The organism is Butyrivibrio sp. MC2013 (assembly GCF_000424585.1).
Taxonomy (GTDB): domain Bacteria; phylum Bacillota; class Clostridia; order Lachnospirales; family Lachnospiraceae; genus Butyrivibrio.
The window spans coordinates 268,526-276,248 of sequence record NZ_AUKE01000004.1 but is presented as its reverse complement, the minus strand read 5'-3'; the positions used below and the strand labels follow the sequence as shown (position 1 = coordinate 276,248).

The 7,723-nt window shown below is 44.6% G+C and carries 6 protein-coding genes and 1 pseudogene; 4 read left to right on the top strand and 3 right to left on the bottom strand.

Features of this window, described 5'->3' with window-relative positions; genetic code table 11:
- A pseudogene (locus G636_RS0102625) lies at positions 1 to 215 on the bottom strand (IS21 family transposase); the annotation flags it as partial.
- Between the two features lie 379 nt (positions 216 to 594).
- Here G636_RS0102625 and nadA point away from each other — a divergent pair.
- Genes nadA through G636_RS0102605 form a run of 4 tightly spaced genes read left to right on the top strand, consistent with a single transcriptional unit; the run spans position 595 to position 4,204 of the window.
- Positions 595 to 1,503, top strand: coding sequence for a quinolinate synthase NadA (nadA, locus tag G636_RS0102620; protein ID WP_026506754.1), 909 nt, complete (start codon positions 595 to 597; stop codon positions 1,501 to 1,503).
- 3 nt (positions 1,504 to 1,506) lie between these two features.
- Positions 1,507 to 2,814: an L-aspartate oxidase gene (locus tag G636_RS0102615; RefSeq protein WP_026506753.1), complete on the top strand. Its 1,308-nt coding sequence runs from the start codon at positions 1,507 to 1,509 to the stop codon at positions 2,812 to 2,814.
- Positions 2,814 to 3,665, top strand: a complete 852-nt coding sequence (gene nadC / locus G636_RS0102610; protein ID WP_026506752.1) for a carboxylating nicotinate-nucleotide diphosphorylase — start codon at positions 2,814 to 2,816, stop codon at positions 3,663 to 3,665. Before G636_RS0102615 ends, nadC begins: the two co-directional genes overlap by 1 nt.
- An 11-nt stretch (positions 3,666 to 3,676) precedes the next feature.
- Complete coding sequence (locus G636_RS0102605) at positions 3,677 to 4,204, top strand: transcription repressor NadR (protein WP_026506751.1); 528 nt, start codon at positions 3,677 to 3,679, stop codon at positions 4,202 to 4,204.
- 184 nt (positions 4,205 to 4,388) lie between these two features.
- Here G636_RS0102605 and G636_RS0102600 read toward each other — a convergent pair whose 3' ends face one another.
- Together G636_RS0102600 and aroC are read right to left on the bottom strand one after the other, a co-directional pair.
- The gene (locus G636_RS0102600; RefSeq protein WP_026506750.1) at positions 4,389 to 6,071 is read right to left on the bottom strand and encodes a methyl-accepting chemotaxis protein; all 1,683 of its coding nucleotides are present in this window, start codon (positions 6,069 to 6,071) and stop codon (positions 4,389 to 4,391) included.
- A gap of 178 nt (positions 6,072 to 6,249) precedes the next feature.
- Positions 6,250 to 7,359, bottom strand: a complete 1,110-nt coding sequence (gene aroC / locus G636_RS0102595) for a chorismate synthase (protein ID WP_026506749.1) — start codon at positions 7,357 to 7,359, stop codon at positions 6,250 to 6,252.
- Positions 7,360 to 7,723: the final 364 nt, after the last annotated feature.

The following is a 7,723-nucleotide window of genomic DNA, read 5'->3' as shown; positions in this document are numbered from 1 at the left end:
GTTAATCTTCTGATGGTCAGCTTATCCGAAATCTCGTCTTTATACTGATCAAGTTTACTGCCTTTATTTCTTGTTTTGGGCTTGCCCTTGTATCCGTTATGATATTTTTTGACAGTCCTCCAATCCATGCCATATTTCCTACCAAGGGCAGCATAGTTTGGCTTGATATCAAGACTATCCATTACTGCCAGTTCTCCTTTAAGATTTTTTTCCACTGGTACACCTCCTCCCTCATGAAAGTGTATCAATGGTTGCTAAAATACTAAATAAGGATGTAGGTTTTACAGCATTTTTATTTGCTATAATTCCTACATCCTTATTTTATATTTTGCACCATTGAATAACAACCATCCCCCAACCCCTGGCACTGCGAGTTCTTTCGAGTGCGGCGCGCTTTAAAAGGCTTCTGAAGAATTTAGCAAAACACCATTTGGAGTGCCGCGAACGAGGAAAATAACTTCTGCAGCAGCGCCAGTCAAGCATTTGCATCGAGGGAACAGTTATGGTGTGGCAAAATATCTGTTTTTACAACTGTCTTGTCAGTGGTAAAGTCATATGCTATACTGCCATCAATGACAAAAAAGGAGATTGGTTATGACACTGGTAGAAGAGATTGAAAAGTTAAAAAAGGAAAAAAACGCAGTGATCCTTGCTCATTACTATGTAAATGACGATGTGCAGGCGATCGCTGACTATATTGGAGACAGCTACTATCTGGCAAAGGTTGCTGTAGACCTCAAAGAGAGTACTATTGTTTTTGCAGGTGTCAGCTTCATGGGAGAGTCCGCAAAGATCCTTAATCCTGACAAAACAGTACTTATGCCCGATATCACAGCTGATTGTCCCATGGCACACATGGCTGATGTGGAGCGTATCAGGAAGGTTCGCGAAGAATATGAAGACGTGGCTGTTGCCTGCTATATCAATTCCACAGCAGAGCTTAAGATGCATTCTGATGTCTGCGTCACCAGTGCCAATGCACTTAAGATTGTAAAGGAGCTTCCCAATAAGAATATCTACTTTATTCCGGACGAGAATCTTGGCAGATATATTGCAGAGAAGGTTCCGGAGAAGAATTTCATCTTCAATGATGGCTTCTGCCATGTGCATAAAAATATAACAACAGATATGATAAAGCATGCAAAGAAGAGACATCCTGAGGCAGAAGTCCTTGTACATCCCGAGTGCACTTTGGATGTGCTGGAAATGGCTGACTACATAGGAAGTACTTCAGGGATCATAGAGCATGCAACAAGCTCTGATAAGAAAGAGTTCATAATCGGCACAGAGCTTGGTGTGCTTTACCAGTTAGAACAGAAGAATCCTGACAAGCTTTTCTATTCTGCAGGTGGCGCTCAGATATGCCCCAACATGAAGAAGGTCACACTGGAGAAGATCCGTGATTGCCTCAGAGATGGAAGCGGCGTAGTTGAAGTTGATGATGACAAGAGAGAAAGATCATTAAAGCCTTTGAAAAAAATGCTGGAATTGGCGGCGGTATAAATTATGGATAAAAAATATGATGTGATCATAGTTGGGAGCGGGGTTGCAGGTTTATATTGTGCCCTTAGTCTTCCAAGGGATAAAAGGATTCTTGTGATCTCAAAGTGGGCCCTGGATAGCTGCGACAGCTTTTTGGCCCAGGGCGGCATTTGTATGCTAAGAGATGAGTCGGATTATGATGCATATTTTGAAGATACAATGCGCGCAGGTCACTATGAAAACAGAAAAGAGTCTGTGGAGATCATGATCAGAAGTTCTCAGGATGTGATCCATGACCTGGAGAGCTTTGGCGTTGAATTCGAGAAGAAAGACGGGCAATTTGTCTTTACCAGGGAAGGGGCTCACTCAAATAACAGGATTCTCTTTCATGCGGACGTTACGGGAAAGGAAATTACAAGTAAGCTCCTTGCCAGGGCAAAGGAGAGGGATAATATCACTCTTAAGCCCTACACAACAATGGTAGACTGGGTTTGCCGTGATAATGTATGCTACGGGATCGTGGTGGCTGATCTGGACGGCAAGACAACAGCTATCCAGGGTGATGTGACTGTGCTTGCCTGCGGAGGCCTTGGAGGAGTATATCCCCATTCTACAAACTTTCGCCATATATCCGGTGATGCTCTGGCCCTTGCTATGTATCACAATGTTAAGCTGCAAAACTGCGACTACGTTCAGATCCATCCCACAACGCTCTTTACTAATCAGGGCGGAAGAAGCTTTTTGATCTCCGAATCTGTCCGCGGAGAAGGTGCAGTCCTTCGTAATAAGGCAGGCGAGAGATTTACTGATGAGCTGCAGCCAAGGGACGTTGTGAGCCGCGCTATTTACGAGCAGATGGAAAAGGATGGGACAGAACATGTCTGGCTTGATTTTTCGCCTATACCAAAAGAAGAGATCCTAAGTCATTTCCCCAATATTTACAAGCGCTGCAAGGAAGCCGGCTATGATCCGCTTAAGACCTGGGTTCCTGTGGTGCCTGCCCAGCACTATTTTATGGGTGGTATATACGTGGACAGGGACAGCAAGACTACCATGGAGCAGCTCTATGCTGTGGGTGAGACCAGCTGCAACGGTGTTCATGGACGCAATCGTCTGGCCAGCAATTCGCTGTTGGAAAGTCTGGTATTTGCAAAAAGAGCTGCCAGAGATATAGCAAATACCACCTCATTCAAACAGCCCATTGATTTTGGTGACCTTGTAAATATAGACGCCTATGAAGATCTGCCCTCTATTATGGAATATTACCATGCCATGGTGGTGGGAGAGATCAAAAAGGAAGAAAACTTAAGACGCAGGAAGGAAGCGATATAATGAATAATATTACAATGACATTAAACGCAGATGAGCTCATAAGGATGGCTCTTAGAGAGGATATTTCCAGTGAGGATGTGTCTACAAATTCTGTAATGCCTGACGCACAGCCGGGAGAGGTTGAGCTTATCTGCAAGCAGGACGGCATCATCTGTGGTATGGATGTTTATGAGAGGGTTTTCAAGATTCTTGATGAAGCTACCGTGGTTGAAAAATATGTTAAGGACGGGGATGAGGTTAAGAAGGGGCAGCTCATGGCAAAGGTAAAGGGCGATATTCGTGTCCTTCTTTCCGGAGAACGTGTGGCTCTTAATTATCTTCAGAGAATGAGTGGCATCGCTACATATACCCATCAGGTGGCAGCCCTTTTGTCCGGCAGTAAGACAGTGCTCCTTGATACCAGAAAGACCACCCCCAATATGCGTATTTTTGAGAAGTATGCTGTAAAGTGCGGCGGAGGCCAGAATCATCGTTATAATCTGTCAGACGGCATCCTGTTAAAGGATAACCATATCGGTGCAGCAGGCTCCATTACAAAGGCTATTGAGATGGCAAAGGCTTATGCTCCATTTGTTCGCAAGATCGAGATCGAGACTGAGACTCTTGAACAGGTCAGGGAAGCAGTAGAGGCAGGTGCTGACATAATCATGCTGGATAACATGGACCTTGCGACCATGAAGGAAGCTGTTAAAATTATAGATGGACGAGCAAAGACAGAATGCTCCGGTAACGTGACCAGGGAGAATATTTCAAATATCATAGATAGTGGAGTTGACTATGTATCCAGCGGTGCACTGACACATTCAGCACCGATCCTGGATATCTCTATGAAGAATTTAAGAGCCGTTTAATGGGAGATGCTATGGACGGACAGGCTAGAAGACTAAAATTAGTTGAACTGTTAGAAAAATCTGATAAACCTTTATCCGGAACAGCTCTTGCAAAGGAGCTTATGGTGAGCCGCCAGGTTGTGGTGACGGATATCGCCCTTATCAGAGCAAACGGCATAGACATTACCTCCACCAACAGGGGCTATGTTATCAGTCAGTCCAAGGTCTGCAAGCGCATTATTAAGAGCTGTCACACTGATGACGAGATCCTTGATGAGCTTTTCACCATTGTGGACAATGGTGGAGTGGCGGAGAATGTCATTATCAATCATAGGTACTACAACCGCCTTGAGGCGCCCCTTGGTGTCAGCTCACGCCGTGAGGCAAAAGAGTTTATGGATGCTATTAAATCCGGCAAGTCCAAATCACTAAGCTCTGCTACCAGTGGCTACCACTATCATATTATCAGTGCAGATGATGAGAAAACTTTGGATATAATCGAGGAAGAACTTAAGGAGAAAGGCTACTGGCTTCCTCTTGATGATTGGATTTTGCAGTAGCAGATGCAGAAGAATACTTAGAATCACATACATAATTAACCGGCCTCCGGGCATTTGGCCATAGACCCAATGCCAGGAGGCTGGATTTTTTATTCATGTATAAAGTTTTTTCGCGATCAGCGATCATGACATGTCATATTTTTTGAACAAGAGCTTTTGATAGGGAAAATTGATCACAGTGCGTTTAAACCACTGTCTCGTCCAGCTTGAATGCACTAAGTGAATCTTTAAGGCCTCCTACTGTATCAAGAAGGGATGCTACGCCGCCTGAGATCTCATCCATCATTTCTTCCTGTACCTTGGCCATGCCGCTCACTTCGTCTGTGTCGCTGTTTACTGTCTCAGCCAGATCTGCGATCTGGTCCATAGATGCACAGAGATTTGATGTGCTGGCAGATACTTCTTGGGTTACAGCAGCCACATTGGTGATATCCTGGGTGACATTCTCGATTCTCTCCTTGATACCGCTAAAGGAATCTCTGGCCTTCTGGGTAAGCTCGATACCCTGCTGCACTGACTTATTGCCTTCATCCATGAGAGCAACTGATTCCTGGATACTGCTTCTGATGTCATTGATGATGCTGGCAATCTTCTGAGCTGCAACGCCTGATTCGTCTGCCAGCTTACCTACTTCACCTGCTACAACTGCAAAGCCCTTGCCCTGCTCGCCTGCTCTGGCAGCCTCGATGGAGGCGTTGAGTGCCAGGAGGTTGGTCTGACCGGAAATATCCACAATAAGCTTTACTACGTCTTCGATAGTACCGGACATATCGGATAGCTGCTGGATCTTGTCATAGGTAACAGATACTTTTTGATCTATTACATTCATCTGTTCTACAGTTTCCATGAGCTGACGGTTGCCTTCTTCTGCATCCTTGGCTGTAGCGGAGGAGTCCTCAGTGATATGCTGGATACTCTCTGCGATATTGTCCATGCCCTTTGTGATCTCCTCCACCATGGTGGCGTTTCTCTTGGTGAGATCACTCTGGTTGACAGTACTCTCAGTAACGTTTGCGGATTTATCAACGATATCCAGGGATTTACTCTTGGTCTCCTCTGCAGTGGTGTTGAGCTTGTCTGCTATATTCTCTATCTTGGAGGAGCTATTGCTGGTATTGATGAGGAGTCCTTTTAGACTGTCTCTCATATTGGCCATGGATTTGGCGATCTTACCGATCTCATCTTCTCTGTTATATATCTTGTTATCCAGCATTATTGTAAGATTACCCTTGGAAATCTCGTTACAGAATGCGATCAGGTCTTCAAATACGTTAAAGAGGAATTTGATAACTAGGAAGATGACAACGGAAATGATCACAATGACTGCAATAGCCATGGGAATGGATACGTTCTTAAGTCCGTTTACAACAGAATCCACGCCTGAATTATAGATACCCACATCCATGGAACCAAAGAGCTTGCCGTCCTGGTATATGGGATACATTACATCATAGGTCCAGGCCTTTTGAACATCTGCCCAGAACTGGCTGGTCATGACCACGCCCTGCTGAGAAGCAGGCACTGTATAACTTGTATCGTCTGCATAGGATTTGCCAATCTTCTCGGTATCGCTATGTGCGATAGCTTCTACATTTGTGTCCACAACAACTGCATAAGCAATATGAGAGTTCTTGGAGATAAGGTCAGTCACAAAGCTCTGCAATGCTTCAACGTCCCCGCCATTTTCCAATATGATCTCAACCTGACGAGCAATCTGTTTATCCTCGTTGATAAACTGTTCGGTCATGGCTTCAGTGATCTTGCTCCTGGCCTGGCGGATACTTAAGAATAGTACAGCTGCTATGCTTATAGCAAACAGAATGTCTACAACTATGACGATTTTGGTTTTTAATGCCAGCTTGTTCATGAAGACCTCCTTGCAGATATGAAATAGAACCGATGAAATATTTGAAATATAAAAATGATCCTTTTTTTATAAAATAAAAAGAACCGGAAACCACAGTATATATCGGCAGTTTCCGGCTTTTTAATAAGAGCTGTAATGAATATTTTTCTATTTTGTAAAAATTAATCTTCTATAGATCTCACTGATCATTGCTGTAGAATTCTATGACTTTGGAGGCCTTTGAGGTCATATTGGACAGCATGGAGTCCAGGAGTACTATTGCAGCCATTGCTTCTACTACAACTACAGCTCTGGGTACTATGACAGGATCGTGGCGCCCTCCGATCACTATATTCTCATTGCTTCCATTTCTACTCACAGTATTCTGAGGAAGTGAAATTGAGGGAGTTGGTTTTACATGGCAGCGAAGAAGGATCTCTGAGCCGTCACTGATGCCTCCCATTATGCCTCCTGCGTGGTTTGAGGTCTTATAGAGCTTGCCTTCCTCGTCATATCTAAAGCCGTCATTGTCCTCTGACCCCCTCATGCCGGATACCGCGCAGCCGTCACCTATCTCTACCGCCTTAACAGCACCTATGCTCATGAGTGCTCCTGCAAAAAGAGCGTCCAGCTTCATAAAGACGGGATCTCCAATACCTGCAGGTGCTCCTGTGATCCTGCATTCTATTATTCCTCCTGAGGAATCTGTGTCCTGTCTGCAGCTTTCAATATATTCTACCGCTTTCTTGTCAGCTGCGGGATCAGGCATGCAGCTGGGGCAGGAGAGTATGGTCTTTTTGTCTATAACAGACAGATCTGCTGTGACAGGACCTATAGCTGCTGCATAGGCTGTGATATCAATGCCCATCCCCGACAAGAGCTTGGCACATACAGCGCCTGCAGCCACTCTTGCAGCGGTCTCTCTTCCCGATGATCTTCCGCCACCTCTGTAATCTCTAAAACCGTATTTGGCATCAAAGGTATAGTCTGCGTGCCCGGGGCGGTATATATCTGCGATCTTGGAATAATCCCCGGATCTCTGGGAGGTATTACGTATCAGGATGGCAATAGGACAGCCGGTAGTCTTACCCTCAAATACTCCGGATAGTATCTCTGCCTTGTCGTCCTCCTTGCGCGGCGTTGTGAGAGAAGATGTGCCTGGCTTTCTTCTGTCTAGGTATTTCTGGATATCCTCTTCGTTTAGCTCCATGCCTGCGGGGAAACCATCTATTACCACACCCAAGCCCGGGCCGTGGGATTCACCAAAAGTTGATATTTTGATCTGATTGCCAAAAACAGAACCTGCCATATAGACCTCCGTGATAACTGCAAATTTATTTAAATGTATTTACCCTTTGCCATGTTTTAGGGGAATATGCTGCCAGCTATAAAGAATTGTTAAACTCGCAAACGCTTCGCTTTTTGCTCGTTATAAAATCACTGCTGACGCAGTTCTACGGGTACGGGGCTTATAACCCCGCACCCGTAATCAAGATATTCCCACCACCTAAAGGTGGTGGGTTATCTTGATTATTTTATATATAACGATTTAAAAACATGCTAGGATATGCGTCTTTTTATTATACAACAAAGCTGTATTTCTTTAGAATACTGAATATTTGTATTTTGAACAATATCGCGCGTTACATAAACACCCAAACGAAAAAATGGTG